The 25,479-nt window shown below is 68.7% G+C and carries 25 protein-coding genes; 9 read left to right on the forward strand and 16 right to left on the reverse strand.

Annotated elements, in window-relative coordinates; genetic code table 11:
• Positions 1 to 12: 12 nt before the first annotated feature.
• Entirely contained in the window at positions 13 to 792 is a 780-nt protein-coding gene (locus ACVWYS_RS09645) for a CDP-alcohol phosphatidyltransferase family protein (protein WP_456509645.1), read from the forward strand.
• Here ACVWYS_RS09645 and ACVWYS_RS09650 read toward each other — a convergent pair.
• Together ACVWYS_RS09650 and ACVWYS_RS09655 are read right to left on the reverse strand one after the other, a co-directional pair.
• Positions 757 to 2,304: an FAD-dependent oxidoreductase gene (locus ACVWYS_RS09650; RefSeq protein ID WP_456509646.1), complete on the reverse strand. Its 1,548-nt coding sequence runs from the start codon at positions 2,302 to 2,304 to the stop codon at positions 757 to 759. The genes ACVWYS_RS09645 and ACVWYS_RS09650 overlap by 36 nt on opposite strands.
• A gap of 61 nt (positions 2,305 to 2,365) precedes the next feature.
• A complete protein-coding gene (locus tag ACVWYS_RS09655; RefSeq protein WP_344367808.1) occupies positions 2,366 to 3,796 on the reverse strand; it encodes a DUF2252 domain-containing protein in 1,431 nt (476 codons plus the stop codon).
• Positions 3,797 to 4,119: 323 nt separating this feature from the next.
• On the opposite strand from ACVWYS_RS09655, the gene ACVWYS_RS09660 reads away from it, so the two are divergent.
• A complete protein-coding gene (locus tag ACVWYS_RS09660) occupies positions 4,120 to 4,461 on the forward strand; it encodes a carboxymuconolactone decarboxylase family protein (RefSeq protein ID WP_091248033.1) in 342 nt (113 codons plus the stop codon).
• Between the two features lie 189 nt (positions 4,462 to 4,650).
• Positions 4,651 to 5,229 carry a TMEM175 family protein gene (locus ACVWYS_RS09665; protein WP_344367809.1) on the forward strand — a complete coding sequence of 193 codons (579 nt, stop codon included), beginning with the start codon at positions 4,651 to 4,653 and terminating at the stop codon, positions 5,227 to 5,229.
• Positions 5,230 to 5,257: 28 nt separating this feature from the next.
• Here the strand turns inward: ACVWYS_RS09665 and ACVWYS_RS09670 are convergent, their stop codons facing one another.
• From ACVWYS_RS09670 to ACVWYS_RS09680, 3 genes are all read right to left on the reverse strand, one after another.
• A complete protein-coding gene (locus ACVWYS_RS09670; protein WP_116765801.1) occupies positions 5,258 to 5,605 on the reverse strand; it encodes a GNAT family N-acetyltransferase in 348 nt (115 codons plus the stop codon).
• Between the two features lie 51 nt (positions 5,606 to 5,656).
• Positions 5,657 to 6,682: a pirin family protein gene (locus tag ACVWYS_RS09675; protein ID WP_456509647.1), complete on the reverse strand. Its 1,026-nt coding sequence runs from the start codon at positions 6,680 to 6,682 to the stop codon at positions 5,657 to 5,659.
• 135 nt (positions 6,683 to 6,817) lie between these two features.
• The gene (locus ACVWYS_RS09680) at positions 6,818 to 8,101 is read right to left on the reverse strand and encodes a cyclopropane-fatty-acyl-phospholipid synthase family protein (RefSeq protein WP_344367812.1); all 1,284 of its coding nucleotides are present in this window, start codon (positions 8,099 to 8,101) and stop codon (positions 6,818 to 6,820) included.
• A 192-nt stretch (positions 8,102 to 8,293) separates the two neighbouring features.
• Between ACVWYS_RS09680 and ACVWYS_RS09685 the strand changes: the two genes are divergently transcribed.
• Complete coding sequence (locus ACVWYS_RS09685; RefSeq protein ID WP_116765804.1) at positions 8,294 to 8,641, forward strand: hypothetical protein; 348 nt, start codon at positions 8,294 to 8,296, stop codon at positions 8,639 to 8,641.
• A gap of 146 nt (positions 8,642 to 8,787) precedes the next feature.
• Entirely contained in the window at positions 8,788 to 9,153 is a 366-nt protein-coding gene (locus ACVWYS_RS09690) for a hypothetical protein (RefSeq protein ID WP_133247476.1), read from the forward strand.
• Here the strand turns inward: ACVWYS_RS09690 and ACVWYS_RS09695 are convergent.
• Together ACVWYS_RS09695 and ligD are read right to left on the reverse strand one after the other, a co-directional pair.
• Entirely contained in the window at positions 9,143 to 9,280 is a 138-nt protein-coding gene (locus ACVWYS_RS09695) for a hypothetical protein (RefSeq protein WP_202615773.1), read from the reverse strand. The genes ACVWYS_RS09690 and ACVWYS_RS09695 overlap by 11 nt on opposite strands.
• Before the next feature lie 113 nt (positions 9,281 to 9,393).
• Positions 9,394 to 10,416 (reverse strand): non-homologous end-joining DNA ligase, encoded by a 1,023-nt coding sequence (gene ligD / locus ACVWYS_RS09700; RefSeq protein WP_456509648.1) that lies wholly within the window; start codon positions 10,414 to 10,416, stop codon positions 9,394 to 9,396.
• Between the two features lie 59 nt (positions 10,417 to 10,475).
• On the opposite strand from ligD, the gene ACVWYS_RS09705 reads away from it, so the two are divergent.
• Complete coding sequence (locus ACVWYS_RS09705; protein WP_456509649.1) at positions 10,476 to 11,177, forward strand: alpha/beta hydrolase family protein; 702 nt, start codon at positions 10,476 to 10,478, stop codon at positions 11,175 to 11,177.
• Here the strand turns inward: ACVWYS_RS09705 and ACVWYS_RS09710 are convergent.
• From ACVWYS_RS09710 to ACVWYS_RS09725, 4 genes are all read right to left on the reverse strand, one after another.
• Positions 11,174 to 12,397: a macrolide family glycosyltransferase gene (locus tag ACVWYS_RS09710; protein ID WP_456509650.1), complete on the reverse strand. Its 1,224-nt coding sequence runs from the start codon at positions 12,395 to 12,397 to the stop codon at positions 11,174 to 11,176. The two genes, ACVWYS_RS09705 and ACVWYS_RS09710, sit on opposite strands and share 4 nt — an antisense overlap.
• Before the next feature lie 200 nt (positions 12,398 to 12,597).
• Positions 12,598 to 15,273: an ATP-dependent helicase HrpB gene (gene hrpB, locus ACVWYS_RS09715; protein WP_456509651.1), complete on the reverse strand. Its 2,676-nt coding sequence runs from the start codon at positions 15,271 to 15,273 to the stop codon at positions 12,598 to 12,600.
• 84 nt (positions 15,274 to 15,357) lie between these two features.
• Positions 15,358 to 16,083 (reverse strand): anti-sigma factor family protein, encoded by a 726-nt coding sequence (locus ACVWYS_RS09720; protein ID WP_456509652.1) that lies wholly within the window; start codon positions 16,081 to 16,083, stop codon positions 15,358 to 15,360.
• Positions 16,080 to 16,586 carry a sigma-70 family RNA polymerase sigma factor gene (locus ACVWYS_RS09725; RefSeq protein WP_456506591.1) on the reverse strand — a complete coding sequence of 169 codons (507 nt, stop codon included), beginning with the start codon at positions 16,584 to 16,586 and terminating at the stop codon, positions 16,080 to 16,082. Before ACVWYS_RS09725 ends, ACVWYS_RS09720 begins: the two co-directional genes overlap by 4 nt.
• A gap of 760 nt (positions 16,587 to 17,346) precedes the next feature.
• Here ACVWYS_RS09725 and ACVWYS_RS09730 point away from each other — a divergent pair.
• Positions 17,347 to 17,784, forward strand: a complete 438-nt coding sequence (locus tag ACVWYS_RS09730) for a hypothetical protein (protein ID WP_456509653.1) — start codon at positions 17,347 to 17,349, stop codon at positions 17,782 to 17,784.
• Positions 17,785 to 17,914: 130 nt separating this feature from the next.
• Positions 17,915 to 18,181 carry a hypothetical protein gene (locus ACVWYS_RS09735; RefSeq protein WP_116765813.1) on the forward strand — a complete coding sequence of 89 codons (267 nt, stop codon included), beginning with the start codon at positions 17,915 to 17,917 and terminating at the stop codon, positions 18,179 to 18,181.
• 59 nt (positions 18,182 to 18,240) lie between these two features.
• Here the strand turns inward: ACVWYS_RS09735 and ACVWYS_RS09740 are convergent, their stop codons facing one another.
• Positions 18,241 to 18,573: a YegP family protein gene (locus ACVWYS_RS09740; protein ID WP_091248071.1), complete on the reverse strand. Its 333-nt coding sequence runs from the start codon at positions 18,571 to 18,573 to the stop codon at positions 18,241 to 18,243.
• A gap of 747 nt (positions 18,574 to 19,320) precedes the next feature.
• On the opposite strand from ACVWYS_RS09740, the gene ACVWYS_RS09745 reads away from it, so the two are divergent.
• Positions 19,321 to 20,388, forward strand: coding sequence for a quercetin 2,3-dioxygenase (locus tag ACVWYS_RS09745; protein ID WP_456509654.1), 1,068 nt, complete (start codon positions 19,321 to 19,323; stop codon positions 20,386 to 20,388).
• Between the two features lie 170 nt (positions 20,389 to 20,558).
• Here the strand turns inward: ACVWYS_RS09745 and ACVWYS_RS09750 are convergent, their stop codons facing one another.
• The 4 genes from ACVWYS_RS09750 to ACVWYS_RS09765 all read right to left on the reverse strand — a co-directional run bounded on the left by ACVWYS_RS09750 (position 20,559) and on the right by ACVWYS_RS09765 (position 25,424).
• Complete coding sequence (locus ACVWYS_RS09750; protein ID WP_456509655.1) at positions 20,559 to 21,836, reverse strand: DUF3500 domain-containing protein; 1,278 nt, start codon at positions 21,834 to 21,836, stop codon at positions 20,559 to 20,561.
• Positions 21,814 to 23,562 (reverse strand): FAD-dependent monooxygenase, encoded by a 1,749-nt coding sequence (locus ACVWYS_RS09755; protein ID WP_456509656.1) that lies wholly within the window; start codon positions 23,560 to 23,562, stop codon positions 21,814 to 21,816. Before ACVWYS_RS09755 ends, ACVWYS_RS09750 begins: the two co-directional genes overlap by 23 nt.
• Positions 23,562 to 24,428 (reverse strand): fumarylacetoacetate hydrolase family protein, encoded by an 867-nt coding sequence (locus ACVWYS_RS09760; protein ID WP_116765817.1) that lies wholly within the window; start codon positions 24,426 to 24,428, stop codon positions 23,562 to 23,564. Before ACVWYS_RS09760 ends, ACVWYS_RS09755 begins: the two co-directional genes overlap by 1 nt.
• Positions 24,429 to 24,557: 129 nt before the next feature.
• The gene (locus ACVWYS_RS09765) at positions 24,558 to 25,424 is read right to left on the reverse strand and encodes an alpha/beta hydrolase fold domain-containing protein (RefSeq protein WP_456509657.1); all 867 of its coding nucleotides are present in this window, start codon (positions 25,422 to 25,424) and stop codon (positions 24,558 to 24,560) included.
• Positions 25,425 to 25,479: the final 55 nt, after the last annotated feature.

The raw sequence follows: 25,479 nt of genomic DNA on the forward strand, positions 1-25,479 counted from the left end.
GCCCGCCGGGCCGTGGCCGATGCCGCAGTTGCAGTCGCAGCCTATCTGGTCGCCGGGATCTGGCTTGGCACCGTGCTCGTGGCTGAGCCTGCTTTCTGGTGGCTGGCGCTGGTGGCCGGTGCCGCGGTGATCGTGCGGGCCGCCGGCTCTGTCCTGCGCCGCGTGCCGCGGTTTTCGACCCCCGCGGACCGGGTCACCCTCGGCCGGGCCGCCGTCGTGGCCTGCTGTGCCGCGGTGACGGCGTGGGACCTGTTCACAGGACCCGGGGCCCACGGACTGATCGTCGTGCTGGGGACGGCAGCGTTCCTGCTTGATGCCGCGGACGGACACGTGGCCCGCCTGACAGGGTCCGCGACGGCCGAGGGCGCGCGGCTGGATTCGGACACCGACGCCGTGCTGGTTCTGGTGTTGTCGTGCGCGGCGGCGGGATCGTTTGGCCCGTGGCCGTTGGGCATCGGCCTGATGTACTACGTTTTCCTTGCCGCAGGATGGTTCCGGCCGTCCCTGAAGATCCCGCTGCCGTCCAGCACCCTTCGCAAGGTGATCGGGGCCATCCAACCCGCGGCGCTGCTTTTCGCCCTGCTGCCCGGCGTCCCTGTGTGGCTGGGCAGCGTGGCGCTGGGCGCGGCACTGGGGCTGCTGGTGTATTCGTTCGGTCGGGACCTCGTGGGGCTTGAACGGCTCCGCCGCGCGGACACTGCCCGCGCGAACCCTGCCGCGGCCGCTGAACGGCGGCCGGCCCGGACGGCCGAGGAATCAGCCGGGAACGGGTCCAGCCGGACGGGATGGTGAAGGCCGCGCCGCGAGGTTCTCGGTCGCCGGTCCCTGGATAACCGTGCCGTCGGTCGCAAACCGGGAGCCGTGGCAGGGACAGTCCCACGTCGTGTCCTCGGCGTTGAACTCCACGGTGCAGCCCAGGTGCGTGCAGATGGCTGAGACGGCATGGAGCTTTCCGGATTCGGCGGCATAGACAGCAATCGCCCCGCCGTCGACGTCGACAACGGTCCCTTCGCCCGGGTGCAGCCCGGCGACGCCGGTCTGTCCCCTGGGTTCCGGATTCCCGGGGTCCGCCAGCAAAACTCCTGCCCCGCCGGCCGGCCCGGCGGTCCCTGGAGGGCTGGCCAGAGCCGTCCGGTTGCTGTCGAACACCGCCGCCCAGGGGTTGTGACGGCCGGAGAGCGTGTCTGCCAGGATCAGTGCTCCGGCAGTGCCGTTGGTCAGGCCCCATTTGCGCAGCCCCGTGATCACATGAAGGTGACCGGCGTCCGGGGACATGCGTCCCACGTAGGGCAACCCGTCGACCGGCATGGAATCCTGCGTGGACCATCGAAAACTGACGTCTCCGGTGCCGAGGCGGTCACGGGAGAACGCTTCCAGGCGGCGGTACCGGGTGGGGGTGTCGCCAGGTTCGGCGGCACGGTGCCCCTCGCCGCCGGTGAGGACAAAAGACGCGCCGCCGACGTCGATCGCCAGGATAGAGCGCATCGGTTCGTCGACGCTGATGAAGGTCCCGTTCAAACGCTCCGGCGCCGCCGGGGCGGCAACGACGTAGGACCGGTGCAGGTAGCAGCGACCGGCAAACAGTCCGGCGTCGCCGATCGGAACATTGGTCGCAACGATGACCTCCCGAGCCCGGACTGTTCCCCGCGCGGTCTCGACGACGCCCGGCGCACCATCGCGCAGCGACGTGACGCGCGAGTCCTCGAAGACGTGGCTCCCGCCTCCCTCGACGGCGCGGGCGAGGCCTTGAAGGTACTTCACCGCGTGAAGCTGCGCCTGGTGATCGAACCGGACCCCGCCCCGGACAGCGAACGGCAGCGGCACCTCGGGGGTGAAGACCGAAGGAAGGCCCAGCCGTGCTGCCAGTTCGGCTTCGTCGCGGACGCGGGTGAGGGCGTCGTCGGATTCCGCGTAGGTGTAGTTGGACACCCTGCGGAAATCGCAGTCGATGCCTTCCTCCGCCACCACCCGCGCGATGTGTTCGATCGCGGCTTGGTTGGCCTGCCCGTAGGCGCGCGCGACATCCGGGCCGTGCCGGTCCGTGAGCTCGGTGTAGACCAGGCGGTGCAGCGAGGTGACCTTGCCGGTAGTGTGCCCTGTGACTCCGGTGCCGATGCGCGAGGCCTCGAGGACGGCGACGGTGTGCCCGGCCCCTTTGAGGGCCAGCGCCACAGTAAGGCCGGCGATCCCTGCCCCGACCACCGCCACGTCGGCATCCAGTTCCATGGTCAGGGACGGATAGCTGGTGGCACCGGCCGTGGCGACCCAGAGAGACACCTGTTGGCCTGCGGGTCGTTCACTCACGGCGCCGCCTTCCGGGGAGCATGATCTTGCCGTCCCGTTACTCGGACGACGCCCGCTCGGCCTAAAGGCCCTCGATCGATTCCAAACGGCCGGAATGTACGGCGTCGGCGAAGGCCTGGTAGTCCTGGTCGTTCTGGTCGGCGTATCGCTCGGAGAAGTCGGTGATCGAGACATCGAACTTGTCGCTCTTGCCGAGGTACGCGGCGATCGCGATCGGGTCCCCGGACCGGGCGTGTGCGCGCGCCAGCGTCCAGCCGCATACGTTGGCATAGAGCGTCATGCCCAGCGGTTTCATCGCTTCCACAACGGCCGAGCCCTTCATGTCGCGCAGTTGGCGCCAGTACAGGTACCGGTCTTCCTGTGCGCCCCGGGTCCACCCCAGGAAGATGTCGCTTGCGGCCTGCATCATCCGCTGCCCCTGCACCACACGCTCACCCGGCTGCTTGAACTTGCTCTTCGGCAAGTGGTCCTCGAGCACCGACCGCGTGGCCTCCTTGACTTGCAGGAACAACGGATCCTGCTGATCGCGGCCCTGGAGCAGGGCGATGAACGCCCGGGTGCCGACGCTGCCGACGCCCACGACCTTGCGGGCGACGTCGATGACTTCAAAGCGCTCCAGCAGGTGACGCCGGTCGTCCTGCAGCGAGGCCCGGTAGGACCGCAGCTGCTCACGGATCACGTGCTGAAGTTCATCGGCCGACACGCCGAGCGACTCACCGAGCTCCCGTGCGGGGATGACGATCGGCGGCTGGCTGACGATGCGATACTGCCCGTCCACGAGTTCGCCGAGCTTGGACAGTGCCTGCAGGCTGTCGCGGGTGCGCGCCTTCGCGACATTCGCCCGCGCCGTTTTCTCCATGCCCTGGGCCGCCTTCTTGAGGGCCTTCCCCTTCTGAGTGGCCACGGCCATGTCAATGGTTTCCAACAGTTGTTCCTCGGACAGGCGTGCGTACCAGATATCCAGGGTGCCCATCTGCGCGAATTGGGCCATCGCTTCCCGGTAGGCCCGAACGGCGGTGAGGGTCACGTCGTGCGTCTCCTCCTTGGTGAAGGCGTTGTTCCGCGCCGCGATGGTGAAACTCGCGGCCATGCGCTTGACGTCGTACTCAAACGGCCCGGGCAGCGTCTCATCAAAGTCATTCAGGTCAAACAGCAGTGTCCGCTCCGGGGAGGCGAACACGCCAAAGTTGGACAGGTGGGCGTCCCCGCACAGCTGGGAAACCAGGCCCGCGCGCGGGGTGTCCTTCAGGTCGGCGGCCATGATCTTGGCCGCACCGCGGTAGAACGTGAACGGCGAGACGAGCATCCGGCCGTGCCGCACCGGCACGAGGTCCTGTTCGCGGGTGAGGTTCTGTTCCTCCAGGAGCGCGACCGGGTCCGGTCGGTCCGGAGCAGGTGTCCAGCCCGTGTGGCTGGAGACGGGCGTGTCTTTACGGTACCCCTTGCCGTTCGCAGCACGTTCCTCGACGCTCCGGTGCTTGACTTTGGCCATGGTCGGCGACCTCCCTTTGACGTCAGGAACCGCCACCGGCACTGGTTGCCGGGGCAAGTTCCTCCTGAGCGCACAAACGCGCCTCGGCTCAGGTTAATGCGATTCTGGCCCCGAAACGGCCCCTCGTCAACGCGCTGCCGAAGGTTCCGGTAGCGCATCCACAAAGCGCCGTCTGCTCCGGACCGGGTGGCGGACGGTCGCCTCATGCCCTTCGGGTGATGTCCTCCCCCGATGTCGCGCGTTAGGTTGATATCGAGTCGCAGCGGCCCGCACTGGCCGCGCCAATCGGCACTCAACCATTGCAACCAGATGGAGGCATCACCATGGCCGAAGAAGAAACCCCCGTCCTCAGCACCCTCGCCGATATCACCGCCGTATCGCTCGAACGCTCCACACTCGATCCGCGGGAGTTGATGCTGGCCCGGATCGCGGCCCTAGCGGCAGTCGACGCTCCGGCGGCTTCGTATCTGCTCAATGCCGGTACCGCTATGGAAGTCGGCATCACCCTGGAGGACGTCCAAGGCGTCCTGATTGCCGTCGCCCCCATCGTCGGGACGCCCCGCATTGTGGCGGCCTCCGGAAACCTCGCCAGTGCACTGGGCTTCGCCCTCGAAATGGCCGAGGCCGAACTCGAAGCAGAACTCGCGGAAGAACCCGAGGGCTAGGGTCACGTCGCAGGCGCCGTAGGGCTCAGCGCCGGGCGGCTGCTCGCGGAGCGTGGCCGGCGCTGGCCGGTTCCCGGTAGACTCCTCGCAGAAATGCGGACGCGCGGTCCCGGTGCCTGCGAAGCAGGGGTCACGACGTCGGCAGTCCCTCGCTGCATCGGCCACGATGCCCCGATCGAAGGCGGCCCCGTGAACAAGAACCGACTGGAGGCCTTCAGCGACGGCGTGCTTGCCATCGTGATCACCATCATGGTCCTGGAGCTGCACGTCCCGGCTGAACCCACGTGGCCGGCCCTGCTCCACGAGCTTCCTACGTTTCTCAGCTACGTGCTGAGCTTCGTGTATGTCGGAATCTATTGGAACAACCACCACCACATGCTGCATCTGGCCGGCAGGATCAACGGTGGCGTTCTCTGGGCCAACCTGCACCTGCTGTTCTGGCTGTCCCTCTTCCCTTTCACCACGCGCTGGATAAATGACGCGGGCCTGGCCCAGGTGCCCGTCCTGGTTTACGGGCTGAACCTGCTGCTCGCGGCGATTGCGTACTACATCCTGAAGCTGGCCCTGATCCGTCAGCAGGGCCGGGGCGGCGCGCTGGAGGAGGCCATGGGGCGGGACTGGAAGGGCAAGGGTTCTCCGGCCCTGTACATCGCGGGGATGGCCCTGACCTTTGTGAACCCGATCCTGGGGATCGCCACCTACGCGGCGGTCGCCGCACTCTGGCTCATCCCGGACCGGCGGGTGGAGCGGTTCCTCGCGCATGCGTGAGCGCCAGGCACCTTGGCGTTCGCCGGGGTCACTGCCGGACGCGTTGGGCCAGCGCGGCGCTCAGGAATTCCAGATGCGCCGGAGTGGGGGCCACCACGTTGGCCGAATAGCCGGGGTGCTTTCCAAGGTACTTCTTGATGAACGGACACACCGGAACGATCACGAGGCCCGCGGCGATGGTCTCGTCGAGTGCCTGCGCGGCCAGCGTCCCGGCCAGCCCCTGGCCACCGTATTCTTCGCTGATCACCGTGTGATAGAAAATGCGCTGATCCGCCCCGACGTCATCCACATAGGCCGCCTGGCCGATCACGGCGCCGGCATCGAGTATTTCGAAGCGGCTGCGCTCGGCGTTGTTCCTCATGGTGATCGCGGCCAATATGGTCTCCTTCGTTGGGGGGCAGCGGTTGGTCTTGCCGGCGAGCACGAGTCAGCCGCGCGGCCGGATGCGGGCATTCGGCAGGGCCGGGGCCGGGAGCGGCGCCGGCTCTCCCGGCGGGAATGAACCGAACCGCAACTCCGTGTCTCCCCCGCCGGAACCGTCTCCGGTGTCGGTATGGGCGCCGTCCTCCGCAGCGGACCCGGCACCGATCTCGGCCTGCCACTGGGTCCTGTAGTCGACAATCTCTTCGTGGCTGCGCCCGACGAAGTTCCACCACATGACAATCTTTTCGCCCAGCGGTGCTCCGCCGATCAGGAGGACGCGGGCTCCGTCGCTGCCCGCTGTCAGCGTCAGGGTCCCGTGACCGACCGGCAGGTATGCGAGGTTGTCTTTCGGGACGGGGTGCCCGTCCAGGCTGAAGCTGCCCGTGTCCAGTAGAAGGCCGTGTTCAAAGGAAGCATCCGTGTCGAGGGTCAGTTCCGCGCCCGCTTCGAGCACCAGCTCCGCACCGAGGAGGGGCGTGTGAGTGGTGACAGGCGAGACGGACCCGCCGAGCGAACCCAAGAAGACACGAAGTGTCCAGCCAGTTCCGCTAACGGGTTCCGGGCGATAGTGCTCGAACGTGGGGGCCATGTGGCGGGCCGAGTCCGGCAGCGCCACCCACAGCTGCGCGCCGTGCAGGACGGTTGTGTCCGGGGTGGAAAATTCAGAGTGGCTGATGCCGCGGCCGGCGGTCATGAGGTTCACTTCACCCGGCCGCACGGCTGCGTGGAAGCCGGCAGAGTCCCGGTGTTCAATCTCCCCGGTGAAAAGCCAGCTGACGGTCTGCAGCCCGGTGTGCGGGTGGCGCGGGACCTTCATGCCGCCGGAGTCACCTACCCGGTCCGGACCGTAGTGGTCCAGGAAGCACCAGGCACCGATGAGGCTCCGCTGGCGCTGCGGGAGAGTGCGCCGGACGTCCATGGCACGCGGGCCGCCCAGCGGGACCTGCCGCGGAACCAGCAGTTCGACGCCGGCGCAGTTCGCGTCCGTTTCGCAGAGAATTTCCTGGGGCGCCACTTCGGTATTGCTCATGATGTCAGCCTAGCCTTGCGCGGGCTGCGGGTCAGCCACCGGGACGCCGCCGCGTCCCGGCCGTGGCCGGACTGTGGCCGGACTGTGGCCGGGCGTCGTCGCTGCGCCGCCTCGTGAGTTCGCCGCGACGTGGCATCAGATCCACGCCGTGCGGCGCAACGGCGGTTCCTCGCCGCCCGGGCGCTGGACCAGGACCTGGTTCACGCCCGTGATGCCCGCCTCGAAGCCGAGGGCACTCGCTGCCATGTAGAGCCGCCACACCCGCGCACGTCCCACGCCTGCGAGTCGGACTGCCTCATCCCAGTGCTCCTCAAGGTTCCGCACCCAGGCCCGGAGCGTCAGGGCGTAGTGCCGCCGCAGGGCCTCGACGTCAAGCACCTCCAGGCCCGCGGTTTCAAGTGCCGCGACCATGTCGGTGAGGCTGAGCATCTCGCCGTCCGGGAAGACGTAGCGGGGAATGAAGGAGTCGGGGTCCGGCGCGGTCGCTCCGGCGTTCCAGGAGATCGCGTGGTTGAGCAATCTGCCTCCCGGACGGAGCAGATCCTGCAGCCGGGAAGCGTAATGCCCGATCTGCTCGCGTCCCACGTGCTCCGACATGCCGATGGAGCTGATCGCGTCGTACGGACCGTCGTCGACGTCGCGGTAGTCCTGGACACGAATGTCCACCCGGTCCGTCAGGCCGGCGTCCGCCGCCCGTTTGCGGGCCAGGGCTGCCTGTTCGACCGAAAGCGTTACCCCGACGACGTCGACCCCATAATGTTGCGCCGCGTGCAGCGCGAAGCTGCCCCAGCCGCACCCCACATCCAGCACGCGCATGCCGGGCTTGAGACCCAACTTGCGGCAGACCAGGTCGAGTTTAGCGGCCTGGGCTGCGTCAAGCCCGGTCTCCTTCGATTCCCAGACCGCACAGGAGTAGGCCATGGACGGTCCCAGGACGAGCGCGTAGAAGTCGTTCCCGACGTCGTAATGGTGGGAGATGGCCGCGGCGTCACGGCCCTTGGAATGACGCCGGCCGTACCGGCCCACGCGGGCTTCCTCCGGGGGCGGCGCCGGGTTCGGTCCCAGTGCGCCGAGCCGGACGGCAGTCCTGATCAGCGCGTAGACTTCGGCGGGAGTCGGCGGCCGGAACGGTCCTGGCTCGGCAAATTTCCCGGCCGAGCTGAGGGCCGCGAAGGCCGCGAAGATATCACCGGGTGCGTCGATTTCGCCGGCCACGTAGGCGCGGCTGAGTCCTAGCTGCCCGGGTGACCAGAGCATCCGGCGCAGTGCCCGCCGGGAGCGGAAGACAACAACCGGAGCGTCCTCCGGGCCCGCTTCCGTGCCGTCCCAGGCCCGCAGCCTTAGGGGAATCCCGTCGGTGCCAAGGACGATTGCCAATGCGTCGGCGAGCCGTGATGCCGCAGTGGTGGATTTTTTCATGTCCAGTGCCTCGATTCCGGTGCCTCGATGTCCACGGTTGGGCAGTGCCCCCGCCTGCTCCAATCTAAGGGCAAGCCACGGCCCGGAACCAGAGCTAGGGCCCGATTACTTCCCGCCGCGTTGCGTCCCGCCGCAGGTGGCGGGGCCGGGCGGCTATGGCGCTCCACGCGGCCGTTGCCTATCGTGTGTCCTATGTCTGAGTCCTTTTCGTCCCTCGTGGACGCGTTCAAGAATGTGGGAGTGTCCAGGGCGTACGGCCCCGCCGCGACTGTCGCCGGGGAAGAGCTCATCCCCGTAGCACTGGTGTCGTTCGGCTTCGGCGGCGGCAGCGCCCCGGAAGACGGCCAGCCCGGGAGCGGCGGAAGTGGCGGCGGCGGTGGGGGTTTTGTGCTCCCGCTGGGCGTTTATGCCAAGGGTCCCTCCGGCCGCGTGATGTTCCGTCCCAACACCGTGGTGGCGCTTGTAGCGCTGGCTCCGCTCGTATGCGCCGTCGGCGTTACGATCCGTGGCATTCTTCGGACTGTCCGCCCCCGCGGTTAGCGCCGTGGCCTGACGAGTGCGTCTCCCGGCGGCCGGCCCAAGGATTCCCCAAGCAGGGCACGGCATCGTGTGCTTTGTGGCAGCCCGGGTCCCGGGTAGCTCCATGAACGTGCCTGTGTACGTGCGTCGGATGGAAATGGTCGGCGATGAAGCATCTCAGAACTGCGTGTGCGGCATCCATGGGCGGGGTGCTTCTACTGGCAGGCTGCGCCGCCCCCGCGGCCGCACCGGGACCAACGACCACAGTCACGGCTACTCCCCCGCCGACGGTGGTGATCTTCGATCCGCAGACCAGCGGCAAGATCCTGGCGGAGAGGATCACGGCCCGAGCCAAGCCCAAGGATCCCGGGGTTACGATCTCCGCGGTGGAATGCAAGAACTTCCCGGACATCAAGGTGAACACGCATACGGACTGCCAGATGGTGGTCAACGGGGTCAAGCGCGGATACCGGGCCACGTTTACCGAGCGTGACGGTCACTACGAGATCAAGGCGCAGGACCTCACGTGGTAGGCGGCGTGGAGTAGGACATGGCGGGGTCCTGGTCGTCGTCGGACTCGACCCATGCCGCGAAATCCTTCAGCGACATGAAGCAGTAATAGTCGCAATACCGCAGGTTCTTTTTCTCCGACTTGCTCATGCCGGTAATTCGCTACGGCGGCCGGACCGGATGGGATGGCCACGGAGGCGGCCCCGATTCCGGAGTCAACGCGGTCGCGCTGAGAGAAACCAATCCATAGGACCGCCGCTGCGTCAGCCCTTGGTGCGCGCCCGGCTGGGCTGCACCCGTGGCGGCTCCCCGGGCATCTTCGGAAAGTCCGGCGGGAACGGCAGTTCGCCCAGCCCTGCCGCGACGTCCCGCTCCCACCACTCCAGGAGGAGGTCGACGGCGCCCGCGCTCGAATGCATGTCGGCCCACGGATCACCGGCCATCTTGAGCCGTTCCGGCACGGTGACGATGGTGAGGGTTTTCGGATCAGCGTCGTCGAGTTCCTCCCAGCGGATCGGACATGACACCGTCGCCTGCGGGAGTGCCCGCGGACTATAAGCTCCAGCCATGGTGCGGTCGCGGTTGGCCTGGTTGAAGTCCACGAAAATGCGGGCGCCGCGTTCTTCCTTCCACCACGCGGTGGTGACCTGCTCCGGCATGCGCCGCTCAAGTTCGCGCGCTGCCGCGATAACTGCATGGCGCACGTCCAGGAACTCCCGGGTGGGTTCGATCGGGGCAAAGACGTGAATCCCCCGGCTTCCCGAGGTCTTGATAAACGCGTCAAGCCCGGCCTCGGCCAGCACCCGCCGCAGCTCCCGTGCGACCGGCACAGCCTCGGCGAACCCGGTACCGGGCTGCGGGTCGAGATCGATCCGGAGCTCGTCCGGATCGTCCGGATTGTCGGCCCGGGAGGCCCAGGGGTGGAACACGACCGTATTCATCTGCACCGCCCATACAGCGGCGGCGATTTCGTCGATGACCAGTTGGGGATGCGAACGCCCGCTGGGATAGACGACGTCGACCGAACGGATAAATTCCGGGGCGCCCTTGGGCGGGTTCTTGGAGAAGAACTGTTCGCCGTCCACCGTGTCCTTGAACCGTTGGAGCGTCACCGGCCGGCCGCCGTTAGCCGCCAGGAAGGCGTCCCCGACGTCGACCAGGTAGCGGGCCAGGTCCAGTTTGGTGAGTCCCGGCCCGGGCCAGAGGACCCTGCCCGGGCTCGACACCCTCATCTCCCGGTCGCCGTGCGGACCGCTGACAGTAAGGTGGGCTTCTTCCCTGGCCATGGGGACAACGTACCAACGTGACGTGGGCAATTGAAGAGCGAACCCGGCATGATGGACGCATGAGCACCCCGGAGTCCCCGATTACCATCGACGTCGGCGATGCCGCCGTCTCGGGCGTCTTCGCGGACCCCGACGGCGCTTTCGCAACCCTCGTTGTTGCCCACGGTGCCGGGGCGGGAATGGACCACCCTTTCCTGGTGGGCTTCACCCGTGCCCTGAACGCACTGGGCGTCGCCACCCTGCGGTTCAACTTCCCCTACCGCGAGGCCGGCAAGAAGTTCCCGGACCGGCCGCCGACGGCAATCGCGGCCTGGCGGGCGGCCATGGACGCCGCCGCGTCCCGCTCCGGCGGCCGGCCGCTGTGGGCCGCCGGAAAGTCGTTCGGCGGCCGGATGGCCTCCATGGCGGTGGCGGAAGGCATGCCCGCGGCGGGTCTGGTGTACCTGGGCTATCCGCTGCACCCGCCCGGGAAGCCGGAGAAAATCCGCGACGAACACCTCTACGGGCTGACGCTGCCCATGCTTTTCCTGCAGGGCACCCGCGACACGTTCGCCACCCCGGAACTGCTGGAGGCCGTGGCAACGAGGATCGGCCCGTCCGCCACCGTGGAGTGGTACGAGGGTGGCGATCACTCGTTTGCCGTCGCCGGGGCGAAGCGCAGCGCCGACGAGGCGGGGGCGTCGCTGGCGTCCGCGGTGGCTGGGTTCCTCAAGACGCACGGCACGGTGCACGGCGGTCATCCCGTGCTCCCGCTCCCCTAACCGACGGTCCCGAACCGGCCCGCTCCATGCCGCACGTGCGCTTCGATGGCGTCGGCGGCGGCCGCGGCACCTCCCGCGCTGCGGACGATTTCGCTCATGGCGGCCACCTTCCGCCGGATCTGCGCATCGGCACGGAGCGCGTCGACCCCGTCGCGGAGCGCCTCCTGCGTGACGTCCTCCGCCGCCAACTGCCGGCCGAGACCCAGTTCTTCAAGCCGGCGGGCGGTGGCTGCCTGTTCCGGTTGCTGCGGGACGGCCAGCATGGGGACCGCAAAGTACAGCGCCTCCATGGTCGAATTCATGCCGGCGTGGGTGATGAAGGCCTCAGCCTCGCGGAGCACCTGCACTTGCGGGAAGAACGGCCGGAACCGGACGTTGGGCGGAACGGTCCCGAGCTCGGCCGGGCTGGTCTGTTCCCCGATGGCCATGGCGACGTCCCAGTCTGTGCCGGCGAAGGCGTCCACGCACATCCGGAAGAAGTCGGGCCGGCGGTTCAGCGGGGTGGTCCCCAGCGAAATGAACAGCAACGGGCCGGTTCCCTCGCGGACCCAGTCGCCGTCATTGTCCCGGCCGCCGATGCTCGGTCCGACAAACCGGAATCGGTCATCGAAGGTCTCGCCCATGGGCTGGAACTCGCGGGGTAGGAACACGATGTTGAACGGCGCCGGCGGACCGTCGAACATCCGCGGCGTCCGCACGCCCTGTTCGGCCGCGAACTCCGCCACCAGCCGGCCCATGGCCATCCCCACTTTCGCCATCTCATCGGCGCCCCCCGGGGGTGGGGTGGGCATCAGCGACCGGAGCGAGAAGTGCTCGTTCGTGGCGTAGGTGGGCATCAGGGCAATGGCCGGGGCCCCGATCTTTTCTGCCGCCATGCTGCCGCTGAGCGTCATCGCGTCGAAGCAGACGGCGTCGGGCGGGTCCTGCCTGAGGCGGTCCACCAGGGCGGGGAAGCTGGACCGGAGGTCCTCGAACACACGGTTCATGATGGGCAGCATCAGGTGTGCCTGCGCGCGCTGCCCGGGCCCCAGTGCAGGAAAGGATGCCAGCCAGCTGCCGCCGGAAGCGTGGAAGTCCGCGCCGGCGTTGCGGATTCGCTGTTCGAAGTCGGGCGACGTGAAGTACGTGACCCGGTGCCCGCGGCGGACAAGCTCCGCCACCAGCGGCAGGGTCGGGTTCACGTGTCCGTGGGCGGGAATGGAGACGAACGCAAAATGCATGGCCATCACTCTTCATCGCTTGCCGGGATCACTTTATTGACCACTTGAGCGGCGTCCCGCGTGCCTGGCAGTCCGCCGGCGTCGTCCTCCTTCATCATGCCCCTGTTGCCCCTGCCGCGCGAGTGCCGGGCGGCGCCAGTGGCCGCGGGGCGAGGGCCGCGGCCCGGCGCCAGGTCCCGGCTCCTGTGTCAGCCCAGGCGTCAGTTTCGGGGCTTGGTCCGGGCTGTCGCGGGCGCCGTCCACGGGTCTTCGGGCCAGGGATGCTTGGGATAGCGGCCGCACATTTCCGCCCGGACCTGGGCGTAGGGTCCGGACCAGAACGATGCGAGGTCGTCCGTCACGGCCAAGGGTCGCCGTGCCGGGGAGAGCAAATGGAACAGCACCGGCACGCGCCCGTCTGCCAACCGTGGCGTCTCGGCCCAGCCAAAGCACTCCTGCAGCTTGACGGCGACGACAGGCCGGCCCGTGGTGTCGTCCTCGTCCGGGTAGTCGATCCGGATCCGGGATCCGCTGGGGACCGCCAGGGACTCCGGCACCAATTCACCCAGCCGGGCCGCCTCGGGCCACGGCAGAAGCCTGCTCAGCGGTCCGGCGAGGTCGATGCCGCCGGTGGACGCCCCGCCGGCCAAAGCCTCGAGTTCCGGGGCCAGCCACTCGTCAAGCCGGGCCAGCAGCGCCGGTTCGGAAACGTCCGGCCAGGGCCCGCCCAACTCCCGGTGAAGGAGGGCAAGACGGCGGCGCAGCGCCTCTGCCGCCGTCGACCATCCGATGGTCGCCAGCCCCTCGCTCGCCAGGGCACGGGCCACGGCCGCGCGGCCTTCCGCCGCAGAAGCCCGGACCGGGGTGGATGCAAGCACGATCGCGCCCAGGCGGCGTTCCCGGCGGGCCGAGACCCTGCCCTGGCTAAAGGTCGCCTCCACCGTTTCGCTCAGGAGGTGGCGGGCGGCGGCCTCCGCGGTGTCCGCCGTCAGCGGCGCAGCAGAGCGGATGACGGCGCCGGTGCCGGCGGCATCCCGCCCTTGTGCGCGCGATACTTCGGCCACACCGAGCCACTCATGCCCGGACAGCGGGCTGCCGGCCGGCAACCCGGCCCGGGTTCCGGACGTGAGCAGGTAGCGCTCCGGCCCGTCGCCCGGAACGCGGCGCGCCACACGGTCCGGGAAAGCCAGCGCGACGACGAAGCCGATCGCCTCCGCGGCGCCCACCGTCACGGCAGGCACGACGCCGGATGACTCCTGGTGCGCGATCCCCTCCATCCGCCGGACGTCCTCCGCCCAGCGCCGGGAGCCGGGGTCCCGTCCGGACCGCAGCGCGGCCACAAGGCGCGTGAGGTCTGCGCCCGGGGCGCGCTGGTCCCCCGAGACCAGGGCCACGGCCTCGGCCGCGGTGCGGTGGCCCACCGTCGGGGCGCCGTCCAGCAGCGCACGGGCCAGCCGGGGGTCCGTGGGGACCCGGGCCAGGAGCTTGCCCAGCTCGGTTGCGTGGCCGTCCGGCGTCACGGCGCCGAGTTCGCGCAGCACTTCAACGGCCTCGTCCATCGCGGCCCGGGGCGGCGCGTCAGGCAGGGCCAGTCCAAGGCCGCCTCGGGCTCCCCAACATGCCAGGAGCAGTGCGGCACCGGTCAGGTCTGCTGCCGCAATCTCCGGAGTCTGGTGGGCCGGTGCGGCGCCAAAGGCTTTCTGGTCGTAACAACGGATCACGGTGCCCGGGCCCTGGCGTGCGGCACGGCCGGCGCGCTGTTCCGCGGACGCCCGGGAGCAGGACACCGTCACGAGGCCGGACATCCCGCGGCTGGAATCACGCCGGGGCTCGCGCGACAGCCCGGAGTCGACGACCAGCCGGACACCCGGGACCGTGAGGGAGGACTCGGCGAGTGCCGTGGAAACGATGATCCGGGCGGTCCCGCCGGGCTCGCGGCCGGAGACGGCCCGGTCCTGCTCTGCCGGGGCGGCCTGGCCGTGGAGTTCCAGGACCTCCGCGCGGCTCCGGCCCCTCAGCCGGGCAGCAATGTAGGAGACCTCCCACGCTCCCGGGACGAACACCAAGGCATCAATGTCCCGTCCGGCAGCCAGCGCCGCGGCGTGCCCCGCCGCTGCCGTGTCGGCCACATGGTCCAGGAAAGCCCGGGTCACGCCCCGCTCGTCCAGCCGCGGCGCCGCCGCCGGGGCCCATTGGACGTCGAGGGGGAACAACGCGGAGGGGCAGTCCACCACGGGCGCCGGACCGCCGTCGTCGTTTCCCGTCGCGGCGTCACCGATCAGTTCCGCGAAACGGGGCGCGTCAAGGGTCGCCGACATGGCGACGAGCGTGAGGTCGCCGCGCAGCTGGCGGACTTCAGCGAGCATGCCGACGAGGAGGTCGGTCTCGAGCCCGCGTTCGTGGACCTCGTCGAGGATCACGGCATCGATGCCCTCAAGTCCGGCGTCAGCGAGGAGCCGGCGCAGCAGAATGCCCGGGGTGACGAACTCGATGACCGTGCCGGGACCGGTCTGGCGTTCGCCGCGGACGGTGTAACCCACACGGTCACCGAGCCGGGTGCCGTCGAGGGAGGCCAGGCGCCGTGCGGCCGAACGGACGGCGACGCGGCGCGGCTGGGTGACGACAATCCTCGGACGCCCGCCCCGGCCTCTTTTCCCGTCGGCCGCGATGTTGGCGAGCAGCGGCGGGACGAGCGTCGTCTTGCCCGTGCCTGGAGGGGCCTGCACAACGGCGGAGGCCCCGGCACCCCCGCCTTGGAGCGCCGAAGCGAGATCCCCCAGCGATTCGGCAAAGGTCAGTCCCGCCCCGATGAAGCCGAGGTCAAAGAGGCCGGTGGAGCGGGCCGGGTCCAGTGGCGGGGTCGCGGAAGCCACTCCTCCATTCTCGCCGCTATTCATCCCCGCCCGCGCCGGTTGATCCTCCCGCCGCCTGCATGCGCGTGCGGGAGTCCTTTCCGTCACCCGGCCGGGCCTGCCCCGAAGTCACAAGCTCGCGCTGAGGAGTGTCAGCCCGCTGGAGACGGCGCGGATTTCGACGCGGCGGATGTCGGCGACCCGGACAGCGGTGGTAGCCGTCGGCGTGGCCGGTGTCCCTGGCGTTGCCGTCCAGGTGGCCACCTGCGTGATAACACCCCTGGCGTCGACAACCACCAATCCGTACTCCTCCCGGGCGCGGGGACCGCCGGGTCCCGCCTGCGAGGCGACGTCCGCCGGGGAAGGCGTGTACGTGCACTCCCAGTCGATCCGCGTTCCCCACGGCTGTCCGGTGAGGGTTCCCTTCGCAACCAGCGTGCTCTCGGCTACGGGGGTGAAGTTGAGGGCTGTTGCCGATGCCGCCTGCGTCTGCACAGCCGGCGGCGCCGGAGCGGTAACCGCAACTGTGACCGCCCCCGACGCGGCAGCGGCGCCCAGCACTAGTCCGGCAACGGCAAGTCGCGCGCGACGGCGCCCTTGCTGCGTCCTTTTCGCCAGCGCGGGGAGGAATCCCTGAGCCGGCTTTTCGCCGTCGGTCTGTCCGAGGGCTTGTGCCTCTTCGGGTGACAGAGCAGCCAGAAGCGACGGCAGTGCGGTGAGTTCGGCCACGGCGGCCCGGCATCCCGCGCAACCGGACAGGTGTTCCTCGAACTCATGACGCTCCGAGGGCACCAAGGATCCCAGCACATACGCGGCATCCCAGCTGCGGTACTCATCAATGCCACTGTGGTTCATCGAGTCACGCCTCCCTCCTGCAGCGCCAGCCGCAACGCCTTTAATGCGTAATGCAACCGCGACTTCACGGTTCCCTCCGCCAGTTGGAGGCTTTGCGCGATTTCGGCTGTTGTCTCGCGTCGATAGTAGGAGTGGATGATGACGGCCCGGTGCTCGGGGGACAGTCCGGCCAGGGCATCCGCCACGAGCCACCCATCCAGGATCCTGTCGACCTTGTCCGCTTCTGGAATGTCCGGAAGCTGGTCGGTTCGGGCTTCGTGGCGTCTGCGGGCGCTGCGCCGGTCATCGATGACAAGATTTCGGGCGACCGTGTAGAGCCACGCCCGCACCGCCGCCTCCGGGCGTTGCAGGATCGCCGGGTGTTGCCAGGCGCGTATCAGCGTCTCCTGCACGACGTCGTCGGCCAGCGTGCTGTCGCTGGTCATTCGCATGACGAATCGCCACAGCGCCGGGCCGTACGCCTCGTGCAGCGTACGCAGCAACTCGGCCTCCTGATCGGACATTTCGGCCTCCTGGCATGTACTACGACGCCGGCGCGCTAACGGTTCACCGGCCCCGATTTTGCCTGAAAATCCGGGCCGCGTTGAACCCCCGGGCTGCCGGGCCCGTTCTAGGGACAGCCCGGCTGAACACGGCCGGCCTTCCCCCAGGAGTGCACCATGAAGTTTTCCCGCCCGGCGTATGCCGCCGCCGCGCTGGGCATGACCCTGTCGCTCGGCGCCTGCTTCGCCGGACACACGGCATCGCCGGCACCCGCCCCCGCCCCCGCCACGGTCGCACCAGTGCCTGCGACCGGGAGCGCATCACCACTGCCCAGGGACCCTGCAAGCCTTGATCCCGCTCCACCTCCGGCCGTTGCACCGGCCGCCCCGGCCCCGGTGGTCCCGCCGCCGGCTCCAGTACTCCCTCCACCGGCCCCGGCGGTCCGGCCGCCCGCACCCGCGCCGCGACGCGTCGTTCCGCCAGCTGCCCCGGCCCCGCGGCCCATGGTTCCGCCGCCCGCCCGGACACCCGGCGGGAACGACCATGATGCCGATAACAACGGAGGACCGGACGACGGTGACGGCAATCGGTAGCACCAATGATCCGCTTCGCCCGCGCCCAAGGACGCGATTCCTTGCCGGGCTGCTGGGGGCGACGGCGGTGATGGTCGCCAGCGGTTGCAGTTCCGCGCCTGGCAACGGGATGCCGGCTGCAACTCCGTCCGGCACAACGCCGTTCGCCTGGTTCCGCGCCGGACCGGCACCGGAAGGGTGGCAGTCCATGGAACTCCCGGACGCAACCGCAGTCCTGTCCATCCCGCCCGATGCAACACCGACACCGGGCGACCCCGGCAGCGTATCGGCAACGGTCACCGGGACTAACGGCGAGCTCAGGATCTATCTCAACGCCACGCCGCAACAGGGCGACGAGTCACAGTCCAACTGGCCCGATTTTCGCCTCGCCCATCTCACAGGCGAGAACGCCGCATCCGCAGACCGGGTATCGTACCGTTCCGGAATGCCGTTCCGGGGCGGCCTCGGGTCATGCGTCGAGGACACGTACGTCACACGCGTTGGTGCGCACAGGTACCGGGAAATAGCCTGCCTTGTTGCAGGATCCCGGGGCAGCAGTGTTGTGGTGGCTGCCGCACCTGCTGCTTCCTGGGACCTCTACAGCCCCGTGCTGGAGCAGGCTGTGAACGCCTATGTCTCCGAGTAGGCACGCGTCCGCCGGGGTGCGGCCCCGCTCACCGGATGGCCCCCTCAACGGACGATGAGCGGCACTTGGTTGGATTAGGCAGCGCGAACACGCGAGACTGGAACATCTCGAACGCGAAAGTGGGCACCACATGATCAATCTCAAGCAGGACGCTGAGGGCTTCATCCGCATGAACCGGCATTTCCCCGAAACGGCGCTCATCAGCATCACGTTCAATGACGGCTCAGAGCAGGTCTACTCCGGGCGCCGGCTCAACGGCATCTACGACGAGGCCCTGGCCGTCTACCGCGCACAGAACCACTTGGACGCCAAGGGATACTCGCGCGCACCGAAAAGGACGGTGCACCCCGCGAACAAGATCGAGTTTGTTCCGGTCCATGCCGGAATGGCCCCGTAGCGGCAGACTCCCGCGTGCGGGCAGTCCCCCGGGGGCCGCGACTGCTCCGGCCGCCCGTGTCAGACGACGCCGATAGCGCCCCCGTGCGCCGGCCGTCGAAGGGCCCTGGCGCGGATACGGAGGTCGTTATCGTGCACCCGCCTGTCCACACCCGGCACCGTCGTGGAGGCCGGCCTGGGCCGCGGTGCTGCCGGAACGTCGGGCGCGCCGGACGGGCACAAGTCACTGATCAGCCCCATGCCGGCGTACTCCCGCACTGCGGTGATGCCGGCGACGGCGGCGGGTTTGTCCACAAAGGCCGTGGAGACGGCAAGCACTGCGCCGTCCGGGCCTCTGAGCCGGAACCTGAAGCAGGCATCGACGTCAACAAATAGTTCAAATGTGCCTGCCATGATGATCCTCCCGATTGGCGGGCTCCCCTTCCGGACATCGTTGCCACAGAGCGGATGGGAAAGCTTCGCTGCTGCCCGCTGGTTTGGTCCTTCTGGCTGAACAGGTAACGTCAGCCCGTTTTAAAAGTCTCGCTGCAGCCTTGGAACGCTCACAAGGTCGGGTACGTAAATCCTAGGTAAATAGGAGTCAACCGCGCCGCGCGGCCTCCGGCGCAGGGCCGGCGGAATGCCCCTAGAGTGGCGGCCAATGGTCACGGCAGTAGGCCACACGGGTGGCCACCGCCGACGCTGGCGGGATCACCCGGTCCCAGGACGGGACGACGTCGTCATTCCCTCCTGACGGCTCCGTTGCCGCTGCGCGGCTCGCGTCGCCGGAAAACCCGGCCATGGCTAGATCGTTGGACAACGTACCCCCCGGTTTCTTGGCTGGAGGCGCACCGGCTCGCATTACGGACCGCCATGCGCCTCACGTCACCCTATCGGCGGGGACAGACGCCGAAACAGGGACTTATGACCGTATCCGGGAACGCAACCGACGCCTAGGCCACAGGACTGGACAGCTTCAGCCGGACACAAAACCGCCTCAAATCCGGCGTCGAATCATCCCAAGTCCCTCCCCGGAGGTCCGGCCGCGCGGCGGACGACATCGGAAGTGTTTCATCCATTGGAATTGGATGTCGTTCCATCAGGGAATCCGAGGCAGTGTTGTGGACAGACCGCGGTCCACTGACAGGAAAGAAGGAAGCGATGTCCCTCAGCGTTGAGGAAATGAACAAGCAGCTCCCGGCGGCCAATGTGCTGCCAGGGGAAGCCGTGCCGTATTACATGGCCTCCGGCGAGGGCGCCCGCTATGAGATCAACGGCCAGCTCGTCACAGTCATCGCCCGCGCGGCGGACACCGGCGGGATCTTCAGCGCCGCCTACATTTCCGGTGGCGTGGGCGCCGAATCGCCCTTTGTGAGCCACGCGGTGGAGCACAAGACCCTGTATGTCTTTGACGGAATCCTGCACGTCTGGCTGCCCGGCGAAAGCCGCATCCTGACGCCCGGGGACTCCGTGGTGATCCCGCCGGGAACGCCGCACGCGTACCGGATGGCCAGCCACTACACCCGGTTCCTGAACTGGATGACCCCCGGCGGTGCAGAGGCATACTACGAACGCGTCGGCACGCCCATTGATTCGCACGTCCCACCGGTCACGGCCGGCCGCAGGCTCAGCCTGCGCGAGTGTGCCGAGGTGGGCGCCGAATTCGGCATCACGTTCCCCGACGTCGAGCGGGTGGCACCGTCCTTCCGGCAGGACGCCGGACTCCCGGCCGCCCAGAGCCCCTACTTCCTCAGCGCCGGAGAAGGCGAGCGCATGGTGAGTTACCAGACCATGTTCACGTACCTGTCCCGGCCGGCGAATACAGGATCGAACTACTTTGCCGTCCACACCAAGGGCGCCAAGTCTCCGTATATTCCGCTGCATTTCCACGAACAGCACACGGAAAACTTCCTTTGCACCGAGGGCCGGATGTGGATCTACGCCAACGGTCGCGAGGTCCTGCTCACCAAGGGCGATTTCCTCCACGCTCCCGCGGGAACCATCCACTCCTTCGCGTTCGATTCCCACAACACCCAGATGGTCGGGTTCCTCACCCCGTCGGTCTTCAACGGCTTCTTCGAGTACTTCAACAAGCCCACCGAGGACTACATGTACACCGAGGGCGGCGAACCCTACATGGACATGGAGGGCTTCGGACGGGCCCAGGCCGAGATGGACCTGACCGTGGTGGGTCCCCCGCCCCAGCGCCGCGCAGCGCTGGACATCTGACCGCCGGAGATCACAACGTACGACGGCGGCGGGATGCGGTTCACGCTGCGGAGCGTAAACGGCAAGGCCCGGACTTCCTAAGGAAGTCCGGGCCTTGCCGTATCTGGCGGACTGGCCGCACGAGCCTGGTTGTCAGCCAGCCGGCGGCCGTGCCGGAACGTACATTTCCGTCAGCGGGGGCGCGATGTTTCCGGCACAGCCGCCCGGTCCGCGACCCGGAGCGCCTGGCCGACCAATGCGCGTCCGTAGTCGTTGCCGTTCGGCGTCCGCATGACGGTGTGCATGTGGAACGGAGCCGGGGTGTCGTTGCTGAGGAAGACTCCTGTGTGGTGGTCCAGTTCCATGATCAGCACGGGGCTTTGCAGGCGGAAGTAGAAGGCGTCCTCCGCCTCCCAGCCGCCGATCCAGCAGAACCATGTCTCGTCCCAGTGGGCCGCGATCTCCCGCCGGCGGGCCATCCGCGGCCCGTCCGGGAGGAGCGCGATGAAGTCTTCCACGAGCTCGTCCAGGATCGTGCGGGCCGCGGCCGGCATCGCGCTAACCGGGATTCCCTCGTAGGGGATCACGCGGTTGTCCTGGAAGCAACCGGCCAGGTGCCGTTCGTCCCCGGGGTGCAGGCGGCCCTCGGGCATGGCCGGGTCCTGCATGTGTGCGAAGACTGTGGCTTTGTCCCGCAGGGGCCGTGGCAGGGACGCCGTGAGCCGCCGCGCCAGGGCGATCCGCTCCTTGAAGACCTTCACGCCCCGGTGCGGGCCGGCGTCGATGCTGTCCGGTTCCGCGCCAAGGAACACTGGCGAGACCACCAGCTGGGTCCCTGCCACAAGAACGTTGAGCGCCACGTGGTGGCCGAAGAGCTGCCAGCCCCACGGCGCCGTCTCCGACGGTTCCCCGTACAGGGCGAAGTTGTAGCTGTACTCGTTCATGAGCCCCGGCAGCTCCACGAGCTCGCCGAGGAACCCGTTGATCCGCATGAGGTTCCGCACGAGCTCGAGCCCTGCCGGGCTGAGGCTCACTTGCAGGACCGCCAGGATCAGCTCGCGCACGTCCAGGTCCAGCTCGTCCAGCCGCAGTCCCGTGTCGTGCTGCATGAACTCCGGGTTGGCCCAGCTTTGCCATTCGTGGGCGTCCACGTCATAACAAAGCTGACCGGCCTGGTCCGGCGTGAGGGTCTCCAGCAGCTTCCTCGCCGCCGCCACCATCGCGGCCAAGGGCGCTTCCTCCCTCGCCGCCGCAGGCTTGAGCGGGTACAGCCCGGGACGGACGACGCCGTCGCTGGTCACCCCCGTGAACGGCTGCGGATAGAGGATCTCCCAGCCCCGGATCATGGGCCCGGCGAAGGAGTCGGTCTTCGCCGCCTCGGCATAGCCGCGGGCATCAAGGCCCCGGATCTGCGCCACCCGCGGGTGGTCGGGCGGGTAGAGATAGTCACGGAAGGACGGCTCGGACACGCGAACTCCTGTCTGGGTCTTGGGAAGGTGTTGCCAGCGGCCAGCCCGCGGCCACGCCAATGGCTGCGGCGGCCCCTGCCGGGTCGGTCCCCCGCCAGGCGATGTGCTGGTCCGGCCGGACCAGCACCGCGTCGGCCTGCCAGTGCGTGGACATGGCGGTCCCGAGCTGGTCGGGGCCGACGGCGACGACGGCCAGTGGAATGCCGCGCACCGCGGCGGCAGGCAGGACTGCTGCGTAGGCCTGCCCGGCCGTGCGGCCGCCCAGGCTTTCGCGGTCCACGAGGAGGGTGAAGCCCGGATCCAGCAGGTCATACAGCGATGTCGTCGCATCGAGCCAGGCATGCGGGAGCAGCGCTCCCGGACTCGCGGAGGGGACATAGGCGACGGGGTCCTCGGCGGGGACCGGCAGGCCGTCCGGAACCACCAACGGCGAGGAGCCGTAGCCGTAGCCCAGTACCAGTCCGAGCGAGTCGAACTCACTTTGCTTGACGGCCAGCGCGTTCCTGGCCGCGTGCCGGGCCGCTGCGCCCTCCGCACCTTCCAGGCCCAGGGCCGGGTCCGCGAAGTGGTACGCGAGCGCCTGCCCGTTGGCCGCGGCGTCCCGGATGGTCCGGGCCGCCACGGGACGCCGCTCCAGCTCGTAGCTGCCCGGGAGGGCGGGGCCGGCCCACCCGTCGAGGACGGCGGCGATCTTCCAGGCCAGGTTGGCGGCGTCGCCGATGCACGTGTTGAAGCCGTGGCCGCCCCACGGCGGGTTCAGGTGCGCCGCATCGCCGACCAGGAACACACCGTCGTGCCCGTACCCCGGGGCGAGCAGCATGCGCGCGGTCCACGGATCGGTGGCGATGATCTCGACGTCGACGTCGGTCCCCACGAGGGAGCGGACCAGGCTTCCGGCGTCGGAGGATGCGCTGCCGTCAACGCCCTGGATGATCGCCCACCAGGTGCTCCCGAGGTCCAGTCGTCCCACCATGCCCGACACGTCCGGGCCCAGGACCCAGTACTGGACCGCCGGATCGAGCGCGATCGCGGCGGCGAGGTTCTCGGAGCGGAACAGGACACTGATGTTGGAGAGCTCGGCGGAACCGCCGTCCAGGCGGATGTTCAGGCGTCGGCGCACGGTGGAGGAACCGCCGTCGGCCGCGGCGACGAAGCTGCAGTCGATGGCCCTGCGCCGCCCCGTCGCGTCGGACACCGCCACGCGCGAGCCGAAACGCCGCGGGCCGAAATTCCGGGTTCCGTTGCCCCGGTTGATGTCGATGTCCTCAACGCTCAGGCCGGTCAGCAGCGTGATGAGTGGGGATTCGGCGACCGCTTCCCGGAGCACGGCTTCCATGACGGGCTGCGGGACCTGCTGGCCGCATTCCGGCTGGGGGCCGTAGCGGCCCGGGGCCAGCTGGAACGCCTGGCGGAACCGGGTAATTTCGTGACCGGTGAGGGCCGAGCAGAAGATGACGTCCTGGGCGTACCCGACGGGCAGCGGGGCGGCATTGCGGAGTTTGTCTGCCAGCCCGAGCCGGCGCAGGTGGGTCATGGTCCGTGCGTTGGTGGTCTTGGCCCGCGGCCTGTCGGGGTCGATGCCGATCCGCGGCTCGATCACGACACTTGCGATGCCACGGTGCGCCAGGTCCAACGCGAGGAACAGCCCACTGGGTCCCCCGCCGGCGATCAGCACAGGCGTCTGCTCCGGCAGGTCAGCCAGGGCCGCGTTGTCGACGGCGGTCATCAGGCCCGTGCCCGCAGTGAGGGGCCGCCCACGGGCGTAGTCAGCGTTCCCAGCGTGTCGATCTCGACCTCAACGGTGTCGCCGGGCTGCAGGAGCCACGGCGGGGTGCGTACGTAGCCCACGCCCTCCGGGGTCCCGGTGGCGATGACGTCTCCGGGATGCAGGGTGAACGTCTGGCTGATCAGCGCGATGATGGCCGGCACGGAAAAGATCATGTCCCGGGTGTTGCCGTTTTGGACTTCTGCGCCGTTCACCCGGGTCCGGACCTGGAGGCCCTCGCGGAGGTCTCCGGCCTCGTCACGGCTGACCAGCGGTCCGAGGGGCCCGCTGAAGTCGCCGTTCTTGCCCAGAGTCCACTGCGAAGTGAGCTTCTGGGCACGGCGCGCGGTGAGGTCATTGAACGTGGAGTAGCCGAAGACGGCCTCCGCGGCCGTGGCCTCGTCGGCGCATTCCACCCGGTGGCCGACGTAGGCGGCCACCTCACCTTCCCAGTCCAGTCCGGCTTCGCCCGAGGGGACGGGGACCGGTACGTTTCCAACCGAAAGAGACGCCGTCCAGCGCCCGAACAGCGTGGGGTAGGGAGGAAGTTCCTGGTCTTTGTAGCTGCCTTCCGCGGCGTGGGCCTTGTAGTTCAGGCCGACACAGATCACCCTGGCTGAGGCCGGCACCAGCGGGACCTCGGTGACGTTGCCGCGCTCAAGCGAGCCGCCGGACCCCAGCGCACCAGCAGTTAAGGAGAGCGCTTTTTCCTGCCAGCCGGCGGCATCCGCCCAGAAGTCCTGAACGGTAGCCAGCGGAAAGACCCGCGAATCCGCCAGGGCAGCGACCCATGCCGCGCCGTCGTGGGTTATGCCTATGTACTGCATGTGGAGGGCCTTTCGGGTTCCGCCCGGACGGGCGCGGTGATGGAAATGGTGACTTGTAAAAATCGGCACGGCAAAGCTGCGCGGGTCGGGCCGAAGCCTGCACAGCGCGGCGACGCGGGGACAGTGGTGTCAGGGAACGTGCGACTGGCGGAGGAAGAAGTCCACCGTGGCGTCCATGGCTTTCTCCGCGGCCGCCTGGCTGTTATCGGTCAGGATCCACATGTGGTCCGCGTCCTCGATCAGGAGGAGTTCGACGTCGGCGCCGGCGGCTTCCAGCGCCGCCGCGAGGGATGTGGACTGGGCCGCGGGCACGAAGCGGTCTGCGGTCCCGTGGACCAGGAGGAACGGCGGCGCCGCCGGTGACGCGTAGCTCACGGGGCTTGCGGCCGCGGCTTTGCCGGGAGCCTCGGCCAGGACCGCACCGATGAGCAGTTCCTCGCGGGACCCGGGGTCGTCGGCGCGGGCGACAGCGTTGGGCAGGCTTTGTTCGCCCATCCGGGGCAGGTCCGAGGGAGCGTACCAGGCGGCCACGGCTGCGACCTCGCCGGGAGTGTCGCCGTCGGCGCCTGCTGGGGCGTCTCCGGGGGCGAGTCCCACGAGGCTCGCCAGATGTCCGCCCGCGGAGTCGCCCCAGGCGTAGATCCGGCCCGGATCCACGCTGTAGTCCTGCGCATGGTCCCGGAGCCAGTGCACGGCGGCCTTTGCGTCTTCCAGCTGCGCCGGGAACTGTGCGGTCGTGCTGAGCCGGTAGTCGGCCGAGACCACGACAAACCCCGCATCCGTGAGCCGCCGGAACGGGCTGAAGCCGAAGCCGTCCAGCACCGCGCCGAGCGAGGACCGTTCCCCCGCCCGCCAGCCGCCGCCGTGGAAGTGCACGATGGCCGGGAAGCCTTTCCCGGTGTGTTCTGCGGAGGGCAGATAGACGTCCAGCAGCAAAGGTGCGGAGGCTTCGGGGAAGGCGAACTCGATCCCCTTCAGGACCTGTTGTACTGTCATCTTCGGCTCCTTCTGCTGCTTGCCGGCGTTTCTCGATGTTCCGGCGTCTTCACCA

The organism is Arthrobacter sp. TE12231, assembly GCF_054062895.1.

Coding starts and splice junctions, on each gene's coding strand:
- ACVWYS_RS09655 (WP_344367808.1), bottom strand. CDS start 3,796: ATGGCCAAAGTCAAGCACCGGAGCGTCGAGGAACGTGCTGCGAACGGC.
- ACVWYS_RS09660 (WP_091248033.1), top strand. CDS start 4,120: ATGGCCGAAGAAGAAACCCCCGTCCTCAGCACCCTCGCCGATATCACC.
- ACVWYS_RS09675 (WP_456509647.1), bottom strand. CDS start 6,682: ATGAGCAATACCGAAGTGGCGCCCCAGGAAATTCTCTGCGAAACGGAC.
- ACVWYS_RS09680 (WP_344367812.1), bottom strand. CDS start 8,101: ATGAAAAAATCCACCACTGCGGCATCACGGCTCGCCGACGCATTGGCA.
- ACVWYS_RS09685 (WP_116765804.1), top strand. CDS start 8,294: ATGTCTGAGTCCTTTTCGTCCCTCGTGGACGCGTTCAAGAATGTGGGA.
- ACVWYS_RS09690 (WP_133247476.1), top strand. CDS start 8,788: ATGAAGCATCTCAGAACTGCGTGTGCGGCATCCATGGGCGGGGTGCTT.
- ACVWYS_RS09695 (WP_202615773.1), bottom strand. CDS start 9,280: ATGAGCAAGTCGGAGAAAAAGAACCTGCGGTATTGCGACTATTACTGC.
- ligD (WP_456509648.1), bottom strand. CDS start 10,416: ATGGCCAGGGAAGAAGCCCACCTTACTGTCAGCGGTCCGCACGGCGAC.
- ACVWYS_RS09705 (WP_456509649.1), top strand. CDS start 10,476: ATGAGCACCCCGGAGTCCCCGATTACCATCGACGTCGGCGATGCCGCC.
- ACVWYS_RS09710 (WP_456509650.1), bottom strand. CDS start 12,397: ATGCATTTTGCGTTCGTCTCCATTCCCGCCCACGGACACGTGAACCCG.
- hrpB (WP_456509651.1), bottom strand. CDS start 15,273: ATGAATAGCGGCGAGAATGGAGGAGTGGCTTCCGCGACCCCGCCACTG.
- ACVWYS_RS09720 (WP_456509652.1), bottom strand. CDS start 16,083: ATGAACCACAGTGGCATTGATGAGTACCGCAGCTGGGATGCCGCGTAT.
- ACVWYS_RS09725 (WP_456506591.1), bottom strand. CDS start 16,586: ATGTCCGATCAGGAGGCCGAGTTGCTGCGTACGCTGCACGAGGCGTAC.
- ACVWYS_RS09730 (WP_456509653.1), top strand. CDS start 17,347: ATGGAACTCCCGGACGCAACCGCAGTCCTGTCCATCCCGCCCGATGCA.
- ACVWYS_RS09735 (WP_116765813.1), top strand. CDS start 17,915: ATGATCAATCTCAAGCAGGACGCTGAGGGCTTCATCCGCATGAACCGG.
- ACVWYS_RS09740 (WP_091248071.1), bottom strand. CDS start 18,573: ATGGCAGGCACATTTGAACTATTTGTTGACGTCGATGCCTGCTTCAGG.
- ACVWYS_RS09745 (WP_456509654.1), top strand. CDS start 19,321: ATGTCCCTCAGCGTTGAGGAAATGAACAAGCAGCTCCCGGCGGCCAAT.
- ACVWYS_RS09755 (WP_456509656.1), bottom strand. CDS start 23,562: ATGACCGCCGTCGACAACGCGGCCCTGGCTGACCTGCCGGAGCAGACG.
- ACVWYS_RS09760 (WP_116765817.1), bottom strand. CDS start 24,428: ATGCAGTACATAGGCATAACCCACGACGGCGCGGCATGGGTCGCTGCC.
- ACVWYS_RS09765 (WP_456509657.1), bottom strand. CDS start 25,424: ATGACAGTACAACAGGTCCTGAAGGGGATCGAGTTCGCCTTCCCCGAA.